We start from the raw sequence: 20,863 nt of genomic DNA, 5'->3' as shown, positions 1-20,863 counted from the left end.
AGAAGGTGTGAAAATCGCTTTTCAAAATTTCGTTTGGTATAATTATGGACAATCTATGAGGGCTAAAAGGGGTTTTGATATGAGATCAAAAGTAGTAAAAGTAATTCTACTCATTACAATTGCATCTTTCTGTTTATTTGCATATGGCTTTGTTTCAGGTGTAAATGATGTATTAAATCCGAAAGCTTCAAATTTAATTAAAAAGACCGATGTAGTGGCAAAAGAGAAAAAGAAAATGGGAACGTTACAAATCGTTAGTTTAGGTGATTCATTAACGCGTGGCGTTGGTGATAAAGAAGGAATTGGCTATGTTGGGCGAATGAAAGAGGATTTACAAAAAGATTATAAGCAAAAAATTGCATTAACAAATTTAGCAGTTAGTGGTGCAAAAATGCCCGATTTATTAAAACAAATTGAAAGTAATGGCGCTCAATATTCAATTAAGCAAGCAGATGTAATTGTGTTAACGATTGGTGGAAATGATTTGTTCCCAGGCTGGGAATCACTTGGGAAAATAGATTTAGAGACGTATCGTCCTGACACAGAGACGTTTCAAAATGAAGCAAAGAAAATTATAGAAGAAATTCGTAAATTAAATACAGATAGTCCGATTTTTTGGCTTGGTTTATACAATCCTTTTGAAGATGTAGAAGATTTAAAAGGGTCTTCAAACATTGTTGTGGACTGGAATGCATCTTTAGAGAAATTAGCGCTAAACGATAAAAATGTGTATATTACACCGACATTTGATTTATTCCAAAACCGCGGGAAAGATTTATTATACTCTGATCATTTTCATCCGAACGAAGTAGGTTATACGTATATGGCAGAACGTTTAGTTCAAAATGTTGTAAGTAAATTAAAACTAGAACAAGGAGGGGTAAAATGACGACGATACTTTCCGTACGAGACTTGAAGAAGGTAATTGGAAAGAAGACTCTTGTAGAGAATATTTCCTTTGATGTAAAGCAAGGAGAAGTGTTCGGGTTCTTAGGACCAAATGGTGCTGGAAAGACGACTACCATTCGAATGTTAGTCGGATTGATTAAGGCGACAGAAGGTACGATTTCTATCGGTGGTTATTCGATTAAGGAAAATTTCAGAGAAGCGATGCGTCAAATTGGGAGTATCGTTGAAAACCCAGAGTTGTATACATATTTAACGGGATGGGAAAATTTAAAGCAATTTGCTCGTATGTTAGGTGATATATCAGATGAACGTATTATTGAAATTGCTGAAATGGTTCATTTAGATGAAAGAATTTATGACAAGGTAAAAACGTACTCACTTGGTATGAAACAACGCCTTGGAATTGCACAGGCGCTCCTTGGGAATCCGAAATTGCTCATATTAGATGAGCCAACGAATGGTTTAGATCCAGCAGGGATTAGAGAACTTAGGGAATTTATACATAAGCTTGTGAAAGAAGAAAATATGAGCGTGTTTATTTCAAGTCACTTGCTAAGTGAAGTGCAAATGATATGCGATCGCGTTGCTATTATTCATAAAGGAAAGATGATAACAGTTGCCAAGGTTGAAGAATTAATTAAAACAGCAAGTGATCGTGTAGAATGGATTGTTACACCGATTTCTAAGGCGAAAGATATGCTAGAAGCGGCCGAAGAAGTAAGGGAAGTGAGTGTAGAAGGCGATCGATTACTATGCCGCATGGATATTGCATCTATAAGTAGTTGGAATAAACACTTTGTCGCAAATGAAATAGATGTACATAGCGTTAAGGAGCTTGTATTTACGCTAGAAGATTTATTTATTGAACTCACAAGGGGTGAGCAGCATGCGTGAATTTGCGAATCTAGTTTTAAATGAATCAGAAAAGATTTACCGCAAGAAACGTATTTTTGTTGTCATGCTTATTTTAGCAATCTTGATCCCGCTTTTTGTGTATGCGCAGTATCGTGAAATAGAAACGACACAAAAAAGACTCGGTACAACTGATTGGAAGGTTTCATTGCAACAGCAAATTGTTGATTCTCAGAACCGGTTGAACAATTCTAGGTTGCCAGAAGAATGGCGTGATTGGTTAAAGGTAAGAGTTGAGCAACAACAATATTATTTAGATCATAATATTAATCCGATGGCACCGGGTGCACCGACTTTTGTCAGAGCATTTATTGAACAAGGAATTACATTATTCATTCCGCTTCTCGTAATGATTGTCGCCATTGATATCGTTTCAGGAGAACGAAGTGATGGGACGATGAAGATGTTACTTACGCGGCCGATTCGGCGCTGGAAAATACTCCTTAGTAAATACGTGACGATGTTATTTTTCATTTCGCTCATACTGTTTCTTGTAGGTTTGTTTGCTTACATATTATCAGGGCTTGTATTTGGGTACTCGGGATGGAATTTACCTGTTTTAACAGGATTCGTCATTGATAAGGAAACGTTAAATACGAACTTTGTACATCTTATTCCGCAGTGGCAATACATCTTAATGGCGTATGGACTAGCCTGGTTTGTTGCTATCGTTGTCGGAACTATATCATTTATGGTCTCTGTTTTAATTCGTAATACACCAGCTGGTATGGGCGTTATGCTAGCTGCATTAATTGCAGGCGGTATTTTAAGCTCGTTCGCAACATCTTGGGAAGGCGCCAAATATATTTTTAGTGTGAATTTATCATTAACGGATTATTTATCAGGAAAATTACCTGCATTACAAGGTTTATCGATGGGATTTTCTTTGATGAATTTAACTGTTTGGGCAGTTGTTTCTCTTGTTATTTCGTTCGTAGTATTTACAAGACAGGATATGGTGAATTAATTAGACAGGAAGTGACAGTATGGAAAATGTTTTAAAGAATGATTGGGAGCCACTATTGGCACCAGAATTCGAGAAAGAGTATTATCTTACTCTATCCAGTTTTTTGACAGAAGAATACAGCACGCATGTTGTTTATCCGAAGGTAGAAGATATTTTTAAAGCTCTTCAGTATACAAGTTATGAAAATACAAAGGTTGTCATTTTAGGGCAAGATCCATATCATGGACCGAATCAAGCGCATGGTTTAAGCTTTTCTGTGCAACCTGGTGTTAAAACACCACCGTCATTGTTAAATATGTATAAAGAACTTCGAGATGAATATGGTTATGAAATCCCGAATAACGGTTATTTAGTAAAATGGGCGGAACAAGGAGTATTATTACTAAATACCGTATTAACAGTTCGTCAAGGCGAAGCAAATTCTCATAAGGGAAAAGGATGGGAGCACTTCACAGATCGTGTAATTGAACTATTGAACGAACGTGAAAAGCCAGTTATTTTCATATTGTGGGGGCGCCATGCGCAGGCGAAGAAGAAATTAATTACGAATCCGAATCATCATATTATCGAATCTGTACATCCAAGCCCATTATCGGCAAGACGTGGTTTCTTTGGTAGTAAGCCATATTCTAAAATAAATACAATTTTAGCTAATATGGGCGAAAGAGAAATTGATTGGGAAATTCCAAATTTATAAATAGAAAAGGTAGTTAACAGTTGTTAACTACCTTTTTATTATCATTGTTGCTCGTTCTTTAATTTTGCATCTAGTACAAAAGTACCAAATGGGATAACTGATGAAACGAATGCTCCAAGTGCCCATAAAATTGATTTACGGTGTACGATTGTTACTTGAATTACTGCAAAGATGAATAGAATAAATAGAACACCATGAGCCATGCCTGTAATTTTAACAGCTGTTGCAAATCCTGCAAAATATTTCAATGGCATTGCTACAAATAATAGTAATAGGAAAGAAATACCCTCAACTAGTCCAATTGCTCTTAATCGTCCGATTGGTGTAGATAACATAAAGTAGCCTCCTTTAACGTATGCTTGTATATAGTAAATTTGTATTCTTTTTCAAAATAAAATAGTCTATTTTGTTTCATTATATACAAAAAGAAAGTTTACACTACGAGAATAGTGCAAAGTTCAAAATATAGTCACAAAAGCATGAGAATTTAAATAAAAACCTATTTGAAGTATTTGACTTCAAATAGGTTTTGTGAATGAAAATATTAAACAAGTACATCCGTTTTTAAAACGAATTTCTCTACAACTTTTGCAACACCATCGTTCATATTTGTATCTGTTACGTAGTTCGCAATTTCTTTAATATCATCAGGTGCATTGCCCATTGCAACGCCAAGACCAGCAAATTCGATCATTGCTTGGTCGTTATAGCTATCGCCCATTGCGATAACTTCTTCACGCTTAATGCCAAGCTTTTGAATCAGTTTGTTTAAGCTCGTTCCTTTTGTAACACCGGCTTCAGTAAATTCTAAGAAGAATGGTTTCGAACGCATCACGCTTAATTGGCCTTCTAGTTGTTGTTGAAGTTTCTTTTCAACTTCAACAAGGCGTTCAGCTTCTTTATTCATTAATACTTTTACTACAGGCTCTTTAACTGCGGCTTTAAAGTCATCTACTACAACAATTGGCATACCAGTAATATCGCCCTCAATTTCAGTATAAGGATTATTTTCTTCCGTTACGATATCATCGCCCATATAAGTATGAATCCATACATCTTCAGTTTTACTAATTTCAAATAGGTTGTGAACGATTTCAGGAGATAGTGTACTACTAAAGATTTCTTCGTTTGTTTTACAGTTAATAATTTTTGCGCCATTAAAAGATAGAATGAAACTGCCGTATTCTTCTAAGCGAAGTTCTTTGGCTACATTGCGCATACCAAACGTTGGACGTCCAGAAGCAAGTACAACCTTTACCCCTTGCTCTTGTGCAGTCATTAACGCTTCTTTCGTACGAGGTGAAATAGTATGGTCATCACGTAATAAAGTATCATCTAAATCTAAAACAATCATTTTATAAGTCATATAGAAAATTCCTTTCTTTAATTGAAATCAAAATACATGTTCATGAAGATGTTGAGGAATAATAGTAAGACATCAAACCTCTTTGAAAAGAAGTAGATAAATTATTATGAGTTGTTGCTCATAATATTGGTTAATAATCATTGGGGAAGAATAAAACCCCAATGATTAAAGTTTGATTTTATCGTAACAACTCTAAAGGTAGAGTGCAATAATGGAAGTTTTCCAATTTACGATATTTGTTTTGCAGCGGAACGAGAAAATAGTATTTCTAGCAAGATTGCCATTACAGATCCAAGAACGAGACCATTACTTAAAAACGATGCTAGAAATGGTGGAAGTGTGGAATATGCTCCTGCTGGAACAAACATAACTCCGACTCCTGTAAAGATTGAAAGACCGGCTACTTTAAATAATCGTTCTTTATCCTGGACAGTTTCGTATTCTCGAAAGGCGAGACCAATCATGCTTGCGAATACAGGATAAATAGCGGCATAACCAACTGCAACAGGGATTGCTGCAAAGAATGAAGTAATCTTTGGAAATATACTAACGACAATAATAAAGCTTGACCCTAATATAAACGGGAGACGTTTATAAATATTAGTCGTTGCAATAAAACCTGCTGATCCAGAAATAGCGACAGGCCCAATAGCTGAAAATAGGCCGCCTAGCAATTGGTTGATTCCTGTTATAATGCCAGCTTGTTTAAAACGATCTGATGCAGCGTTTTCTTCATATTTAGAGACAACCTTTTGTACAACGCGAATACTTGCTAACATATTTGTTAGAAGTAAGAGTGTAACGAAAATGACCGTAATTACCATGTTCCATTCAACACGAGGCATTCCGAAAACAAATAAGGATGGAAAACGGATTATGTCTGTCACTGGTGTTATTGGATTAGATAATCCGAAACATGCGAATAATATCCAGCCGCATACGATACTGAAAAGAACGGAATATTGTCCAATAATAGGTAGCTTCATGATGAAAAAGGATAGTAAAATAACAATGAGTGAAAGAATAAATACGTTAGGTTGTACTTCTGTATGTTTTCCATCAAGGCCAAACATTCCCTTTAAGAAGGAGCCACTAAGCTGCGCGACAAGAAGAAATAAATACGTTCCAATGACTGTCGGTGTAAAATAGCGAACGAGTTTATCAATAAGTCCAAAAACGCTAAGAATAATACAAATAATACCGCTTAATAAGAAAGCATATTGAAGAACTTTAAGTGTCTCATTGCTTGATCCAAATAATACGACGCCTAAACTCGCATAAAGGGAGAAAATTCCCCACCAAAGGCCAGCAGGACCTTCTTGAATAGGAAGTTTATGCCCAAATATAGCTTGCAAGAGACCAGCAAAGCCTAGAACAAATAATGTTCTTTGTACGAATGCAATGGCTTCAGCGCCATCAAGACCATAACTAGTTGCGACACTAATTGGTACAATAAGGCTTCCAGCTAAAATAAATAGTGCCCATTGTAAGGCGGAAAGAAATGTCTTCATTATATCAACCTCTTTCATAGATTCCGTATCTAGTATATACGTATTTTATTTCCACTGGCAAAGATTGTAGATAGAGAAAAGAGTTGAAACACGGTATGAATGCACGTAAGCAATTATGGATAGCAGTTATATGTATGACTTTTGTTGTAATTCTAGGAACGATAGGATTTATGACGATTGAAGAGATTAGTTTGTTTCAAGCATTTTGGATGACAATGATTACTGTATTGACTGTTGGATACGGAGATGCTGTTCCTGTAACGCAAGCGGGGAAAGTATTTGCGCTTCTTATTATTCCTGTTGGCGTAGGTATTGTTACGTATGCAATTGGGGTAGTGGCAGCTATGATTATTGAAGGGAATTTATTTCATGCAGTACGGAGGAAGAAGATGGATAAACAAATAGCGCAGTTGAAAAATCATATTATAGTATGTGGTTGCGGTAGAGTGGGGCTTCAAGTTGTACATGAATTGCAAGAAAAGAATATTCCATTTGTCGTTGTTGATAAAGATGAAAGTATATTGGAGCAGGAAAAGCTTTTATTTGTACATGGAGATGCAACGGAAGATCAAGTATTACATAATGCCGGAATTTTAAAAGCAGCTGGTTTAGTTGCTATTGTTGCAAATGATGCCGAAAATGTATTTATTACATTAACAGCAAGAGGGTTAAACGATACGATTAAAATTGTGGCGAGATCTGAAAAGCCAGAAACTGAAGAGAAATTAAGGCGTGCCGGTGCAAATAAGGTTATTAATCCATCTAGTATGGCGGGTATTCATATCGCAAAAGGTATTGCAAATCCATTAACCGTTCATTATATTGATACAGTGTTGTATGGAATAGAACAGTCATTTGTCATTGAAGAAATTCTAGTTGGAAAAGATTCAATATTAGTTGGTAAATCGTTACTAGAGAGTAATGTAAGGAATCAGTTTGATGTAACAATATTAGCGATTTCAAGAAATGGGGATATTATACATAATCCAGCAGGGCAGGAAAAATTGAAAGAACGTGATATGATAATAGTATTTGGTTCAGTAGAGAAATTGGGGCAATTCGAGAAAGAATTACAAAGTACGAGGTGAGAAGGAATGCAAATATCTAGCGACAAGATTTTAAATAAAATGGCGAATGAAATTGCGAAGGCAAAAAGTAGTGAAGGACAAAAGTCAAAAGAACATTTATTAGTTGTGCGTGCTTTATGTGACTTATTATTAGATGAACAAGTTGAAACATCTACATATAGAGAACCGCAAATTCCATCGCAAGTAATTGGATCACAACCAGTAACAACTATGCAACCAATTGCACCTGTTTCTGGGGAGCCAGTATATATAAAAGAAAGTGATGCAAACGGTAATTCTTTATTTGATTTTTAGAAGATAAATCGTTTGGCTTATATGCAAAAATTGCTTATGATAAAGGTAAAAAAGGGGAATTAAGATGAAAATTTTCTTTTTACTAGGTTGTATTGCAGCGGGGCTATCTGTTGCATTAGGGGCCTTTGGAGCACACGGTTTAGAAAATAAAATTTCTGCAAAAATGTTAGAAGTGTGGAAAACAGGCGTTACATATCAAATGTTTCATGCAGGTGGACTATTCGTAGTTGCTTTATTGATGGATAAGGTTCAATCATCACTTTTAACTACTGCTGGTTGGCTAATGGTAGCTGGAATTATTATGTTCTCAGGTAGTTTGTATGCATTAAGTACGACAGGTATTAAGTTCTTTGGTCCAATTACACCTCTTGGTGGTGTAGCGTTTATTGTGGCGTGGATCCTAGTAGGGACTGCAGTTGTAAAAGGATTATAAAAAAACAAAAGCTGGCATTTGCCAGCTTTTTTTATGGTCTTGGAGTATAAGTTGCTTGTTGACTAGGTAAATACGTAATTTCTTCTGGAAATTCTACGTAATCTAAGTAGATCATTAGTAGTAAATAGCGTTTTCCTGATTGCGGTTCACTAATAACGATATGGTCACGGCCAGCTGCTTCAATAATACCTGTATAAGATTGTGTGCCAAGGGAACTGCCACGTTCATAGGTCATTACAACCGTAGCTTGCTTACCTTTGTTTAAACGAAGGATATTTTCAATATAGGATTGCTCTAGAGGTAACATGCCTTGAGAAATTGCATATTGAGCTTGCGCAGCTTGAGCTGTTTGTTGTTGCATCGCTTGCTGCTGTTGTTGAGTCATTTGTTGCGGTTGTACATAAGTTCCAGATGGTTGATAAAAACCTGTTCCATAGTATGGATTTTGTTGCTGTGCCATTCAAAAATCCCTCCTCATTTTTATTCCTTAATATACGCTAGGGCAGTCTCCAGCAGATGGCTGGAAGAAGCAGTGCTTTTTAAAGCGACCAGAGTTTTGTTGGTTATACCAAGTTGGTGGACAAGGACCTTCAGGTCTAAAGAACCATAAGGCAAAGTTGGCAGGCCAAAAACGTTGCCCTTGAATGGTCCGTCTCGCTAGGGCAATATCTTGTTCGCGTGCCCGTTGATAAAAATATCCTTTTTGCGTTGCTTCAAAACCGCCGGGGTTTTGATAAACCATTTGACGTAAATTACGAATGCTTTTAAAGTCTAAACAATTTCCGCGGACACGATTTACCCCAACGTTTCCGACCATTAACATTCCTTGTTGCCCTTCTCCTTCGGCTTCAGCACGCATCAGTCTAGCCAACAACTTTACATCTTCTTCGTTATAAGCAATAACGCCCATTATGTGTCACCTCTCTTTTTGTAATACCTTTTGGAAAGAGGTTTATCCCGCATTAACGGGCAGTAAGACTCCTGCCCTAAAATTTGGTTGAAGTAAAGAAATTAGATGGGAGATCAAACTGCCCGTAAACGCCCGATTGGTTCAACTAATAATCAGCGGGGGATTCCCCCACTGATTAAAGTTTCACTTTATCTCTAGATGAAGTGTGTAACAATTACTAGTTCATACGTATGAGGAAAAGGACTCAGATATGACAACCAAACGAAGTTTTACATTGAGAGTGGAAAATAAAAAAAGCTAGCGTGAGCCAGCTTTTTTATTAAAAAACTCTAGACCATAAGTTTGAGAAGAAATCACCAATAGAGCGCATTGTTAACACAAACCAATTTGCTTTTTCAACTTCCTCTGTCGTTTTTGCAGTAACTTTCATACTTTTACTACCGTCTAAGAAACCATATTTATCAGTTGATTCTAAAGTAATTGAGCCTACTTTGGTATCTTTCTTAATAGGTGCAACTAAATGTCCATCTTCAGAAAGAGATTTATCTAATTCAGTTCCAATTTTATAAGGCTCTTTGCTACCTTTTTTCGCAATTACTGTTATTTCTTTTTCGGGTGCAACAGTTACTTGGTCTTCTTTCCCTTTTACTACAGAGATTGTATTGTTTTTATTAACTTTTAGTTTTTGTTTTTCAAAGTTATTAAATCCATATTCGATTAATTCACGAGATTCCGTGAAACGTTCATCCATTGATTTTGTTTTAATAATAACCGAGATAAGACGTACATCACCACGTTTAGCAGTAATGGTAAATCCGTATCCAGCTGTATCAGAACTTCCGGTTTTTAAACCATCAGTACCTTCATAAGCGAAAGCAGCTCCTGGTAACATCCAATTCCAGTTTTCCATACGAATTGGTTTTGGGTGATTGTCTGGGAAGTTTCTAAATCTTTGTTTTGTATCCTCTAGCATTTCTGGATACTTTGTAATCATTGCTTTTGAAAGCATACCCATATCACGAGCTGACATAGAGTTTTCTGCATTTGGATCAGTACCCTCAGGATGTTTTCCTTTTAAGTCAGCGTTATTTAAGCCAGTAGCGTTTACAAATTTATATTTCTTTAATCCTAGCTTTTTAGCATGTTCATTTGCAAGATTTAAGAAGTTTTTCTCACTTCCTGCAAGAAGTTCTGCTAAAGCAATACTAGATCCATTTGCAGAGAATATAACAATAGAATGATATAATTCTTTTACAGTATATTGACGTCCTTTTTCGAACGGTACATTAGAGAATTCATTATTACGAGAGACTTCATAAGCGTAATCAGAAATATTTACTTTCGTATCCCATGTGATTTTTCCTTCTTTAATTGCTTCTAAAACAGCGTAAACAACAATTAATTTTGACATACTAGCAATAGCTAGCAATTCATCTGGATTTTGCTCGTGAAGTATTTTTCCTGTATCTGCATCAAATAAAAGTGCAGCCGCCGCCTCAATATGTATTTTTTCTTCCGCATGGGATGTTGTTACTCCTAAGGAAGAAATTGACAATACAAGCAATAGTAAAATAGACAAGATTTTTTTCATATAGATTATCACCTTCGCATCGTTATTTAGCATATAGCTCGTATTATTTTAGCATATCTTTACATATAAAAAGGTTACAATTTTACAAGAAATTTGAAAAAATGTTGGTTTTTCTTCAAAAGTGTAGAAAAAAGGAGATTTTTGAGGATAAATATAGAGAAGAATAAAAAAAGGAACGAATTTCGTTCCTTTTCACCATTTATATGTGTAAAAATTTCTCTACTTTTTCGTCTGGTAAAATGTTTCCAACGAAGAATGTTCCAAATTCACCATAACGAGCACTTACTTCATCGAAGCGCATTTCGTATATAAGTTTCTTAAATTGAAGAACATCGTCAGCGAATAATGTTACGCCCCATTCGAAATCGTCGAATCCAACAGATCCTGAAATCACTTGGCGTACTTTACCTGCGTATTGACGACCAATTTTACTATGGCTGTACATCATTTTTTTACGTTCTTCCATAGGAAGCATGTACCAGTTGTCATCACCTTGGCGACGCTTATCCATTGGATAGAAGCAAATATGATTTGCTTTCGGTAATTCAGGATATAAACGAGCTAAAATTTGCGGGTTTTGGTATGGATCCTCATCAGCTGGAAGGTAGTTGCTTAATTCAACAACAGATACGTAAGAATATGCAGGAACCATATATTCAGCTAAAGTTGTTTTATTCAATTCTGTCTCAATTTCATTTAACTCTTCCATTGTTGGACGTAAAATCATAAGCATAATATCAGCTTTTTGGCCAACAACTGTATACATTGCGTGACTACCTTTTTTCGCAGTAGCTACTTCGTTCCATTTTTCAACGACATTTAAAAATTCAGACACTGCTTGTCCGCGTTCGTCGCTAGATAATGTTTTCCATGCAGCCCAATCAATAGAACGTAAATCATGTAAACAATACCAGCCATCTAACGTTGTTGTTGCTTCACTCATTCTATTCACCTCAGTTAATGATAGTTTTACACGTTAACTATAGCATATATAGTTTTAAAATCATCTATATAAAACCTTGGCGCATAAAATTGTCACATTTAAGTGTTTAAGCAAGGTGAATTTAACGGCTGAATTTTATGAAAATATAATCATTTTTATTTTATCTATTTTTTGGGAGCTATAAGTTTAAAATATAGAAGAAAAGCAGTATTCTTAAAGATAGAGTTTTTTTAACATATGTAGGAGGGTTTATTCGTGAGCAACTTATTTACAACAGTAAAAGAAAAAGTTCAAGGAAAAGGCATTTCTATCGTACTTCCTGAAGGAACTGATGAAAGAATTTTAGGCGCTGCAGAGCGTTTAGCAAAAGAAGAGTTAGTAAAACCAATCTTAGTTGGTAATAAGGAAGAAATTAGCGCAAAAGCTGCTAGCATGAATTTAACATTAGCAGGCGTTGATATTTACGACCCAGCTACATACGAAGAAATGGATGCAATGGTAGCATCTTTCGTTGAACGCCGTAAAGGTAAAGCAACTGAAGAAGACGCTCGCAAAATCCTTAAAGACGAAAACTACTTCGGTACAATGCTTGTATACATGGGCAAAGCACACGGTTTAGTAAGTGGTGCAGCTCACTCTACAGCTGATACAGTTCGTCCAGCACTTCAAATTATTAAAACAAAACCAGGCGTTACAAAAACTTCTGGCGTATTCATCATGGTACGTGAAGAAGAGAAATATGTATTCGCTGATTGCGCAATTAACATTGCACCAAACAGCCAAGATTTAGCTGAAATCGGTATCGAAAGTGCGAAAACTGCTGAGTTATTCGGCATTGATCCACGCGTTGCTATGTTAAGCTTCTCTACAAAAGGTTCTGCGAAATCTCCAGAAACAGAAAAAGTTGTAGAAGCAACTCGCATTGCAAAAGAAATGGCTCCTGAGTTAACTTTAGATGGAGAATTCCAATTCGATGCTGCATTCGTACCATCTGTAGCTGAGAAAAAAGCTCCAGGTTCTACAATTAAAGGTGATGCTAACGTATTCGTATTCCCAAGCTTAGAAGCTGGTAATATTGGCTACAAAATCGCTCAACGTTTAGGTAACTTCGAAGCAGTAGGACCAATCTTACAAGGCTTAAACATGCCTGTAAATGATCTGTCTCGTGGATGTAACGAAGAAGAAGTGTACAAGTTAGCTTTAATTACAGCAGCTCAAGCACTTTAATTCTATAATGAATTGAAATAAAGACCGTCGCTATAATAGCGACGGTCTTTATTTTTCTAAGCCAAGTGCTTTATTATTACGATCAATAATACGTTGTAAATTCGTCTCATATAAAGGAATCTCATCTATTGTTAATTGAGATGGTGTTAACTTTGGAGCGAATTGCTGCAATGTTTTTAAAAGACGCATCATTAAATCTTGTACTGTAATGGTTTCGCCAAGTAATTCTGAGAGTGAGGCCATCGTACTTGGTACAATTTCAGGGTACGTAAAGCGTGTTTCTTCTCCTTGAATTGCTAGGTTGTAGAAATCACGAACGAGTGCGGCACGCTCAGAGCCACTTCCGGTAGCACAGAGATAAATTTGGACAGCGACCCCCCCGCGAATACGACGTTGTGAAATACCAGCGAATTTTTGATCGCGAATACTTAAGTCATAACTACCAGGACAGTAAGAGCCAACAATTTCTTTTGCCTCGATAGTAACGTCGTAATCCTTTAACATCTCCTTAATCAAATGCCACATTGTATCGTATCCAAGATCAATATCGATACCTTTTTCTGTTTCTTGGAATAAAAGTGATACGTTTAAAACACCTTCATCAAGCACGACTGCAAGCCCGCCAGAATTACGAACAATAACATTGAAGTTGTGTTGTTTTAAAAAAGAAATACCTTCTTCTAAATGCGGAAGGCGTGAATCTTGAATGCCAAGGACAATTGTATTGTGATGAACCCAAGAACGCATTGTTGCGGCTGACTTGCCATTTCCAATGCTTGTGCATAATGTGTCATCCATTGCGAATGACTGAAGTGCATGGAATGTTGGTCCCAAACTAGACTGATCTACAATGCGCCACTCTGGCTGAGATAAAATGGAACGGGAATTGCTCATATAACTAACCCCTTATCTTTAAAATGACAATCTCTATTATAGCAAAAAATGAAGAATGGAGTTTTCTCACATATAAAGGGGGAGCTTAAAGGTGAAATAATAAAAAGGATGCATTGCATGCATCCTTCTTATTCTGCAATTTTTTCTAAATTACCGTTTCGGTCCATTCGGAAAGATGTTTGAGAACGTTCTTCGTCATCCATGACTGCCAATTTACGAGCACGGTTCATAATGTTCATAAGTGTTTCGTAATCTTCTTGTACAGTATGAGATTGCTTTTCTAATTTTTCTAGTTTCTTTTCTAGTTCCTCATTCCGAAGGATTTGTGCTTTAATTTCTTGTTTCAATCTCGTATTCTCGTTTTCAAGAGCTGTCACTTTTATATTTGAAGATCCGACTGTTTGTAAAAAATAAATAACATCTTGCATTGTCATAGAGCTTCTTGCAGCAGGAGCAGTAGATTCTTGATATGGAATAGCTTCTTTATATTGTACGATTGATTCTTCTTGTACTAATTCTTCATAATCAGTTATCGAATCTGAAGCTGGTGGTGTATAAAGTAAACGTTTTTTCGCTTGTTCACCGCTTGCAGCACGCATTTTATCTTTACGATGTTTTTTTGCTAGTTGAAGAGCTTGTTCATAGCTATAGCGAACAACAGCATTCCAGCGGAAACCACAAGCAGCAGATGTACGATTTAACTGATCCCCTACTTCCTCAAATGCATTTAATTGCGTACTTCCTTCTCTAACATGACGAAGTACCGTTTCAGCAAGTAATAAATCATCCTCATCTGTCCAAGCATCTTGTCTTACTTTCATAGATTCAACTCCCTTTCTTTTTATGAACTTCCTATTTTTATAATGGGCAAAAAAATAAACTTTTATACAAAGCTTTTAAAAATATGGTAGATTTCGATGAAAGGTAAAAATTTTCCCATGAATGGTGAGCGCTTCTGTAGGAGAGCATATAAATATGTATCATTATGTAGAGAATAGGTTTTGTAGGGAAACTTGCAACGAGCTTCAAAGAGCGGTAAAATACCATTTAGTGTTTATTTTTAAATGTACTTGAGAAAAGTTTAAAATAGAGGAAGTGTTATGTAATGGGAAACGAGTTTCGCGTGTGCGATGACTGTCAGGCAACGAACATTAAAACGTTAGTTCCGAAGTTAAAAAAAGTAGATTCATGTGCAACGATTGAAGTTGGATGTCAGTCTTACTGTGGTCCTGGTCGTAAAAAATCATTCGCATTTGTAAATAACCGTCCAGTTGCGGCTCCAACAGAAGATGAGTTAATCGTGAAAATTGAAGCGAAGTTAAATAAGTAAGAAAAAGAAGAGTGAAAAGATTACTCTTCTTTTTTTATGCCCATAAGAGGAATGATTTATTCTGCGAAAGTACTCTTGTGTGGACGAACATTTTCTAAAGGATGAACATAACTTTTGTATTAAAATACCAATTTGTATAAATTTATATTTCAAAATAATGGTTGACAGTCTTTTAAAGCGATAGGTAGAATAGAAGTGTCTGATTCTGAGAATCATTATCAGGGAAATAACAATTCACCTAATTTTTTTATTACTATTTGAGAATAAATTTCATTTCAATAAATATATGTTGTTGGTTAGGATGGTTGAGGGATGGAAGCGAGCGCAAGCAGTATAGAACAGCAAGAAGAGAATGTTAAAGAGATTAAGAGCAGACCGCTCATCGCTTCTATTATTTTAGTAGCGGGTACAATTTTGTTAGCTTTAAGCATGGCAGTTTCTATTTCTTTTGGGGCTGCAGATATTAGTTTAAAGACTGTATGGCAAGCTGTATTTCAGTTTGATGGATCTATTACACATCATAACGTAATTCAAGAGCTTCGCATGCCTAGAGCAATAGGGGGCGTAGTTGCAGGTGCCTTTTTAGCGGTATCAGGAGCAATTATGCAAGGTATGACGCGAAATCCACTTGCTTCACCATCGTTAATGGGGATTACAGATGGAGCTGTATTTGGAATTGCAATTATGTATGCATTTTTCCCTAATTCACCTTATTTAATGTTTGTTATCGCATCTTTTATTGGAGCTGCGTTTGGTGCAAGCATTGTATATGGAATTGGATCTTCTTCACCAGGTGGATTAACACCTGTGAAATTAGCTTTAGCAGGTGCAGCTATTAGTGCTTTATTAGGGGCAATTTCATCTGGAATCGCATTGTATTTCAATCTTGCCCAAGAGGTGAGTATGTGGAATGCAGGCGGAGTCGCTGGAGTGAAATGGCAAAGTATTAATATGTTAGTGCCAATTGGCCTTATTTGTCTTTTTATCGCAATTATGATGTCGAGATATATTACAATTTTGAGCTTCGGTGAAGAAATTGCGATTGGACTTGGTCAAAATACGACATTGATTAAATTTATCGGAACAGTACTTGTTCTTGTTTTAACGGGTTCCGCAGTTTCCATGGCAGGATCAGTTGGATTTGTTGGTCTTGTAATTCCGCATATGACTCGTTTCCTCGTAGGCTCGGACTATAGATGGGTTATTCCATGTTCTGCGGTCTTAGGTGGGCTGTTAATTGAATGTGCAGATATGTTATCTCGCGTTATTAACCCGCCATTTGAAACGCCAATTGGAGCAATTACAGCACTAATTGGGGTTCCATTCTTCCTCTACTTAGCACGTAATGAAGGGAGAGGAAAGATGTGAGGACGAGTGTCTTAACAAAAAAGAACATTTCTATATTAACGATTTTAGTAGGACTAATCGTTTCTATATTTCTTATTAGTTTAAATACAGGAACTTTTAAAATCCCGCCAATGGACGTATTAAAGTCATTGGTTGGACTAGGGGCTGAAGATCAGTCTGTTATTTTATTTGAATTCCGTATGCCGCGTATGGTAATTGCTATACTAGTCGGATCTGCTTTAGCTATGTCAGGCGCGATTTTGCAAGGTTTATCACGAAATCCTCTTGCTGATCCAGGTATTATAGGTATTAATGCTGGAGCGGGATTAACAGTTGTTATATTCGTCTACTTCTTCTTCGGGAAAGTAGGGACTGGTACATTTTTATCTGTATTCATTCTCCCATTCTTCGCACTAGTTGGAGCGATATTAGCAGCGGTAATTATTTATTTACTAGCATGGAAAGACGGCGTTTCATCGACTCGATTAATACTAGTCGGTATTGCCGTTGCAGCTGGATTTGGAGCTGTTAGTTTAATTTTCTCTATGAAGATGACATCTAACGATTTTCGTTTTGCTACGATTTGGCTGGCGGGAAGTCTATGGGGTACAGATTGGAAATTCGTATTAAGTGTACTTCCATGGATGGTTATTTTCTTACCGCTTGCTATAAGTAAAGCACACATATTAAATGTAATGAACCTAGGCGATTCTACAGCAGTTGGCCTTGGTGTAAACGTAGAAAAAGAAAGACGTAAATTATTATTTATTGCAGTTTGTTTAGCAGGGGCATCTGTTGCTGTTGCCGGCGGAATTGGCTTTATCGGTTTAATGGCCCCGCATTTAGCAAGGCGCCTTGTTGGTGGTAAACATCAAATTATGTTGCCCACAGCTGCGCTAATAGGAACGTTTTTACTTTTATTCGCAGACGTAATTTCAAGAAGTGTACTAACAACTTCAGAAATACCAGTCGGTCTTGTTATTTCTGTAATTGGTGCACCGTATTTTATTTATTTACTTATGAGGACAAAATAAAGGGAGGCTTTTCGTATGGCAACTTTAGCGGTGGATGCGGTATCGGTTGGCTATAATGAAGGTTTAATTATTGATGGATTAACAGTTGAAATTCCGGAAGGGAAAATTACAACAATTATTGGACCAAATGGTTGTGGGAAGTCCACATTATTAAAAACGGCGTCTCGTATTTTGAAGGCAAAGCAAGGTACTGTTTATCTTGACGGAAAAGCAATTGAGAAACAGCCAACGAAAGAAATTGCAAAGAAAATGGCGATTTTACCACAAACTGCAGAAGTGCCAACGGGTCTTACTGTATTTGAGCTTGTGTCATATGGAAGATTCCCTCATCAAAAAGGGTTTGGCACGTTGAAAGAAGAGGATTATCGCTACATTAACTGGGCACTTGAAGTGACAGGAATGAAAGAATTTGCGAATCGTCCAGCAGAAGCGCTATCAGGCGGTCAACGTCAACGTGTTTGGATTGCAATGGCTCTTGCACAAGGAACAGAATTACTTGTATTGGATGAACCAACGACGTACTTAGATATGGCTCATCAATTAGAAGTATTAAACTTATTGAAAAAGTTAAATGAAGAAGAAGGTAGAACGATTGTTATGGTTATCCATGACTTAAATCACGCTTCTCGTTTCTCCGATCATATGATTGCATTAAAAGCAGGTAAGTTAATGAAACAAGGAACGCCAGATGAAGTTATGACAAGTGAAACACTTCGTAACGTATTTGAGATTGAAGCTCAAATCGTTCCATGTCCAGTAAACTGTAAGCCAATTTGTTTAACATATGATTTAGCGATGATTAGTAATCAATTGCGTAAAAAAGCATAAGTAGAACCCCCTCGTGAAGAGGGGGACTTCTAATGGACGTTGAGCTTCTTATATAAGAATGGGAAGTTGAACGCCCGTTAGAATGGGTTATTAACAACAATTAATAAATATATATTAATTAATTGTTATCTTTGTTTCTTATAGTTCGTTGTAACTTATAAGATAAATACAGCTAGAAGGAGTGGGAACATGAAGAATTTTAAAATGGCACTATTAGCAATGGTACTAGTTGTGACTTCTGTACTATTTGCAGCTTGTTCTAACAAAGAAGAAGAAAAGAAAGCAGATGCAAAGACTGAAGAGCGCACTGTAAAACATGCAAAAGGGGAAATTAAAATTCCTGCAAACCCAAAGAAAATTGCTGACCTTAGTGGTTCAACAGAAGAATTATTAATTTTCGGTATGAAACCGGTTATTACTGCTAATACATCTCAAGAAAAAATTGATGCACATATTGAAAAGAAACTAAAAGACGTTAAACCAGTTGGTTCTGCTTGGGGCGATAAAATTAACATCGAAGCAGTAGCTGCTGCAAAACCAGATTTAATTCTTGTAAATAATCGTCAAGAAAAGATTTATGATCAATTATCTAAAATTGCACCAACAGTTATGTTAAACACTCCATTAGATCAATGGCGTCCAAAATTTGAAGAAGTAGGTCAAATCTTCGGTAAAGAAAAAGAAACAAAAGAATGGTTCAAAAAGTATGATGAAAAAGCAAGCAAATTACATGACAAAATCGTCGCTAAAACTGGTGAAGCAACATTTATGAAAATGGCTGCATATCCAAATGCTTTCCGCGTATACGGTGACTACGGTTACGGTAGCGTAATCTTTAATGACTTAAAACTACCAGCAGTTAAAGGTACACCAACTGATAAACCACTAGTACAAGTACAAAAAGAAGCTTTAATCGATTACAACCCAGATTACTTATTCGTATTTACAACTGGTGACGGTTCTCAGCGCTTGAAAGAATTCCAAGAAGAATCAATTTGGAAAAACATGAACGCTGTTAAAAACAACCACGTATTCACAATTAAAAATGAAGACTTAAACAAAGGTTACTTCCCATTAGGGAAAGATATGATCTTAGACGAAGTTGCTGAATTCGTTTTAGGTAAATAATGTATAAAGGAAATCACTTTTACTTCGGTAAAGGTGATTTTTTCTTTTTATAAAGGGAATTAATACAGTCTTTCATTTCTTTCTGTTTCTCATTTCGTTTATAATATAAAGTAAGAATGTAGTAAAGAAAGGGGGATGTCGGAAAGTGGTATATTTAAACGACAAACTCAGCGAAACAAAAGTGTTTAAAGACCCAGTACATAAATATGTGCACGTGCGTGATCGTGTTATTTGGGATTTAATCGGAACGAAAGAATTTCAACGCTTGCGCCGTATTAAGCAGCTTGGAACGACATTTTTTACATTTCACGGTGCAGAGCATAGTCGCTTTACTCATTCGTTAGGTGTATACGAAATTATTCGTCGTATGATTGATGATGTGTTTGATGGCAGACCAAATTGGAATGCTGAAGATAGATTGTTATGTTTATGTGCGGCATTACTTCATGATGTCGGTCACGGCCCATTTTCTCACTCGTTTGAAAAAGTATTTTCATTAGATCATGAGAAATTTACGCAAAAGATTATTGTTGGCAATACGGAGATTAATGATGTATTAAGTCGTGTTGATAAGGAGTTTCCACAAAAGGTAGCAGATGTAATTGCAAAAACGTCTACTAATAAATTAGCAATTAGTATGATTTCGAGCCAAATTGATGCGGATCGTATGGATTATTTATTAAGAGATGCTTATTTTACAGGCGTAAAGTACGGAAACTTCGATATGGAACGTATACTGCGTGTAATGCGCCCGTATGGGGATCAAGTAGTCATTAAAAATAGTGGTATGCATGCTGTTGAGCATTACATTATGAGTCGTTATCAAATGTATTGGCAAGTATATTTCCACCCAGTAACGCGAAGTGCAGAAGTTATTTTAACGAAGATTTTACACCGTGCGAAATCACTGCACGAGAAGTATTATACATTCAAAAATCATCCTGTTCATTTCTATTCTTTATTTGAAGAAGAAGTAACAGTAGAGGATTATTTAAAGTTAGACGAGAACGTTATGTATTACTACTTCCAAGTATGGCAGGAAGAAGAAGATCCAATTTTAAGCGATTTATGCCGCCGTTTTATGAATCGAAATCTATTTAAATATGTAGAGTTTACAGATAAACACGGTTTAGATAATTGGATGGAATTAAGTAGTTTATTTAAAAAGATTGGACTTGATCCGGAGTATTATTTAGTAGTTGATTCAACATCAGACTTACCGTATGACTTTTATCGTGCAGGAGAAGAAGAAGAGCGTCTACCAATCCTACTTCTTATGCCAAACGGAGAGCTTAGAGAGCTTTCACGTGAGTCGGATATTGTTGAGGCGATTACAGGTAAGAAAAGAACGGATCAAAAGCTATTCTATCCACATGATTTAATCTATGAAGATGGAAGAAAAGGAAAATATAAAGAGAGAATTATTGAGTTGTTAGAAGGAAAGAAATAAGAAG

At 36.3% G+C, this 20,863-nt stretch carries 23 protein-coding genes; 14 read left to right on the top strand and 9 right to left on the bottom strand.

Features of this window, described 5'->3' with window-relative positions:
- The first annotated feature begins 7 nt into the window (after window positions 1–7).
- The 4 genes from ACTL4X_RS27160 to ACTL4X_RS27145 are packed head-to-tail and all read left to right on the top strand — an operon-like array spanning window position 8 to window position 3,485.
- Entirely contained in the window at window positions 8–889 is an 882-nt protein-coding gene (locus ACTL4X_RS27160; RefSeq protein ID WP_002180592.1) for an SGNH/GDSL hydrolase family protein, read from the top strand.
- The gene (locus ACTL4X_RS27155; RefSeq protein WP_086401110.1) at window positions 886–1,803 is read left to right on the top strand and encodes an ABC transporter ATP-binding protein; all 918 of its coding nucleotides are present in this window, start codon (window positions 886–888) and stop codon (window positions 1,801–1,803) included. Before ACTL4X_RS27160 ends, ACTL4X_RS27155 begins: the two co-directional genes overlap by 4 nt.
- Complete coding sequence (locus ACTL4X_RS27150; protein ID WP_001206500.1) at window positions 1,796–2,788, top strand: ABC transporter permease subunit; 993 nt, start codon at window positions 1,796–1,798, stop codon at window positions 2,786–2,788. Before ACTL4X_RS27155 ends, ACTL4X_RS27150 begins: the two co-directional genes overlap by 8 nt.
- 19 nt (window positions 2,789–2,807) lie before the next feature.
- Window positions 2,808–3,485 carry a uracil-DNA glycosylase gene (locus ACTL4X_RS27145; RefSeq protein ID WP_086401109.1) on the top strand — a complete coding sequence of 226 codons (678 nt, stop codon included), beginning with the start codon at window positions 2,808–2,810 and terminating at the stop codon, window positions 3,483–3,485.
- A gap of 41 nt (window positions 3,486–3,526) precedes the next feature.
- Here ACTL4X_RS27145 and ACTL4X_RS27140 read toward each other — a convergent pair whose 3' ends face one another.
- The 3 genes from ACTL4X_RS27140 to ACTL4X_RS27130 all read right to left on the bottom strand — a co-directional run bounded on the left by ACTL4X_RS27140 (window position 3,527) and on the right by ACTL4X_RS27130 (window position 6,362).
- A complete protein-coding gene (locus ACTL4X_RS27140) occupies window positions 3,527–3,820 on the bottom strand; it encodes a DUF3817 domain-containing protein (protein ID WP_000953396.1) in 294 nt (97 codons plus the stop codon).
- A 209-nt stretch (window positions 3,821–4,029) separates the two neighbouring features.
- Entirely contained in the window at window positions 4,030–4,851 is an 822-nt protein-coding gene (locus ACTL4X_RS27135) for a Cof-type HAD-IIB family hydrolase (protein ID WP_000221387.1), read from the bottom strand.
- A gap of 227 nt (window positions 4,852–5,078) precedes the next feature.
- On the bottom strand, window positions 5,079–6,362 hold the full coding sequence (locus ACTL4X_RS27130; RefSeq protein ID WP_000847034.1) for a purine/pyrimidine permease: 1,284 nt from the start codon (window positions 6,360–6,362) through the stop codon (window positions 5,079–5,081).
- A gap of 95 nt (window positions 6,363–6,457) precedes the next feature.
- On the opposite strand from ACTL4X_RS27130, the gene ACTL4X_RS27125 reads away from it, so the two are divergent.
- From ACTL4X_RS27125 to ACTL4X_RS27115, 3 genes are all read left to right on the top strand, one after another.
- The gene (locus ACTL4X_RS27125; RefSeq protein WP_000993980.1) at window positions 6,458–7,450 is read left to right on the top strand and encodes a potassium channel family protein; all 993 of its coding nucleotides are present in this window, start codon (window positions 6,458–6,460) and stop codon (window positions 7,448–7,450) included.
- A 6-nt stretch (window positions 7,451–7,456) separates the two neighbouring features.
- Window positions 7,457–7,744: a YwdI family protein gene (locus ACTL4X_RS27120; RefSeq protein ID WP_001167352.1), complete on the top strand. Its 288-nt coding sequence runs from the start codon at window positions 7,457–7,459 to the stop codon at window positions 7,742–7,744.
- Window positions 7,745–7,808: 64 nt separating this feature from the next.
- On the top strand, window positions 7,809–8,177 hold the full coding sequence (locus ACTL4X_RS27115; RefSeq protein ID WP_000688315.1) for a DUF423 domain-containing protein: 369 nt from the start codon (window positions 7,809–7,811) through the stop codon (window positions 8,175–8,177).
- A gap of 31 nt (window positions 8,178–8,208) precedes the next feature.
- On the opposite strand, the gene gerQ is transcribed toward ACTL4X_RS27115, so the two are convergent.
- From gerQ to hemQ, 4 genes are all read right to left on the bottom strand, one after another.
- Entirely contained in the window at window positions 8,209–8,637 is a 429-nt protein-coding gene (gene gerQ, locus ACTL4X_RS27110) for a spore coat protein GerQ (RefSeq protein WP_000068652.1), read from the bottom strand.
- Window positions 8,638–8,664: 27 nt separating this feature from the next.
- A complete protein-coding gene (cwlJ, locus tag ACTL4X_RS27105) occupies window positions 8,665–9,087 on the bottom strand; it encodes a cell wall hydrolase CwlJ (protein ID WP_000538168.1) in 423 nt (140 codons plus the stop codon).
- A 319-nt stretch (window positions 9,088–9,406) separates the two neighbouring features.
- A complete protein-coding gene (locus ACTL4X_RS27100) occupies window positions 9,407–10,678 on the bottom strand; it encodes a serine hydrolase (protein ID WP_000722871.1) in 1,272 nt (423 codons plus the stop codon).
- A gap of 199 nt (window positions 10,679–10,877) precedes the next feature.
- On the bottom strand, window positions 10,878–11,621 hold the full coding sequence (gene hemQ, locus ACTL4X_RS27095) for a hydrogen peroxide-dependent heme synthase (protein WP_001287595.1): 744 nt from the start codon (window positions 11,619–11,621) through the stop codon (window positions 10,878–10,880).
- A 255-nt stretch (window positions 11,622–11,876) separates the two neighbouring features.
- On the opposite strand from hemQ, the gene pta reads away from it, so the two are divergent.
- Window positions 11,877–12,848, top strand: a complete 972-nt coding sequence (gene pta / locus ACTL4X_RS27090) for a phosphate acetyltransferase (protein WP_000067215.1) — start codon at window positions 11,877–11,879, stop codon at window positions 12,846–12,848.
- Between the two features lie 48 nt (window positions 12,849–12,896).
- On the opposite strand, the gene ACTL4X_RS27085 is transcribed toward pta, so the two are convergent.
- Complete coding sequence (locus tag ACTL4X_RS27085) at window positions 12,897–13,742, bottom strand: lipoate--protein ligase family protein (protein WP_000071943.1); 846 nt, start codon at window positions 13,740–13,742, stop codon at window positions 12,897–12,899.
- A 128-nt stretch (window positions 13,743–13,870) separates the two neighbouring features.
- Entirely contained in the window at window positions 13,871–14,563 is a 693-nt protein-coding gene (locus ACTL4X_RS27080) for an RsfA family transcriptional regulator (protein ID WP_000868358.1), read from the bottom strand.
- Window positions 14,564–14,847: 284 nt separating this feature from the next.
- Here ACTL4X_RS27080 and ACTL4X_RS27075 point away from each other — a divergent pair, with 284 nt between their 5' ends.
- From ACTL4X_RS27075 to ACTL4X_RS27050, 6 genes are all read left to right on the top strand, one after another.
- The gene (locus ACTL4X_RS27075) at window positions 14,848–15,072 is read left to right on the top strand and encodes a DUF1450 domain-containing protein (protein ID WP_000526071.1); all 225 of its coding nucleotides are present in this window, start codon (window positions 14,848–14,850) and stop codon (window positions 15,070–15,072) included.
- A 312-nt stretch (window positions 15,073–15,384) separates the two neighbouring features.
- Window positions 15,385–16,440 (top strand): FecCD family ABC transporter permease, encoded by a 1,056-nt coding sequence (locus tag ACTL4X_RS27070; protein WP_000388293.1) that lies wholly within the window; start codon window positions 15,385–15,387, stop codon window positions 16,438–16,440.
- A complete protein-coding gene (locus tag ACTL4X_RS27065; RefSeq protein ID WP_001260757.1) occupies window positions 16,437–17,453 on the top strand; it encodes a FecCD family ABC transporter permease in 1,017 nt (338 codons plus the stop codon). Before ACTL4X_RS27070 ends, ACTL4X_RS27065 begins: the two co-directional genes overlap by 4 nt.
- 15 nt (window positions 17,454–17,468) lie before the next feature.
- Window positions 17,469–18,281, top strand: coding sequence for an ABC transporter ATP-binding protein (locus ACTL4X_RS27060; RefSeq protein ID WP_000212068.1), 813 nt, complete (start codon window positions 17,469–17,471; stop codon window positions 18,279–18,281).
- 189 nt (window positions 18,282–18,470) lie between these two features.
- Window positions 18,471–19,409: an ABC transporter substrate-binding protein gene (locus ACTL4X_RS27055; protein ID WP_000787724.1), complete on the top strand. Its 939-nt coding sequence runs from the start codon at window positions 18,471–18,473 to the stop codon at window positions 19,407–19,409.
- 145 nt (window positions 19,410–19,554) lie between these two features.
- Window positions 19,555–20,859, top strand: a complete 1,305-nt coding sequence (locus ACTL4X_RS27050) for an HD domain-containing protein (RefSeq protein WP_000262741.1) — start codon at window positions 19,555–19,557, stop codon at window positions 20,857–20,859.
- Window positions 20,860–20,863: the final 4 nt, after the last annotated feature.

The organism is Bacillus sp. RE35 (assembly GCF_052146655.1).
In the GTDB taxonomy this organism is placed as follows: Bacteria; Bacillota; Bacilli; order Bacillales; family Bacillaceae_G; genus Bacillus_A; species Bacillus_A cereus.
This window is presented reverse-complemented; position numbering and strand designations above follow the sequence as displayed.